This window comes from Pseudomonas sp. 51_B, assembly GCF_017491595.1.
GTDB lineage: Bacteria > Pseudomonadota > Gammaproteobacteria > Pseudomonadales > Pseudomonadaceae > Aquipseudomonas > Aquipseudomonas promysalinigenes.
The window spans coordinates 1-534 of the sequence record NZ_JAFGYW010000161.1; the positions used below are offsets into that span (position 1 = coordinate 1).

Consider the following 534-nt stretch of genomic DNA (forward strand, 5'->3'; position numbering starts at 1 on the left):
GTCGCACTCAAATACGACTCGGAAAAGGGCGGCGCACCGGTGCTGCTGGCCAAGGGCAGCGACTTCATCGCCCTGAAAATCCGCGAAATCGCAGTGGCCAACAACGTCATGCTGCTTGAATCGCCGGCGCTGGCGCGCTCGATCTATTACTCAACTGAGCTTGAGCAGGAAATTCCTGGCGGGCTGTATCTGGCAGTGGCGCCGGTATTGGCCTACGTCTACCAGATCCGCCAGCACCAGGCAGGCAAGGGCAAACGGCCGGATCCGCTCAAGGACGACTTGCCGATTCCGCCGGATCTGCGTCGCGACTCCTGACGTCGTTGTGCAGCCATTGGTCTGAGATCTCCCTTTACTGTCAACTCTGACAGGTGCGCTCGTCGTGATTTTGCAGTTTGATGCAAGGTGCAGGCACGCACTGACGCTGTCAGGCAGGCGAGTGCAAGGGAGCACGACAATGAAAGGTATTTTCAGCAGTTATGACGAAAAAACCGGAAGGGGCACCATCACGCCGAAGCCCTCGGGACGATGTATTTC

1 protein-coding gene is annotated in these 534 nt (G+C 57.9%); it reads left to right on the forward strand.

The window, feature by feature from the left end:
* Positions 1 to 315, forward strand: a 315-nt coding sequence (locus tag J5M56_RS24165; protein ID WP_207937962.1) for an EscU/YscU/HrcU family type III secretion system export apparatus switch protein, incomplete at its 5' end; no start/stop codon positions are given.
* Positions 316 to 534 lie beyond the last annotated feature (219 nt).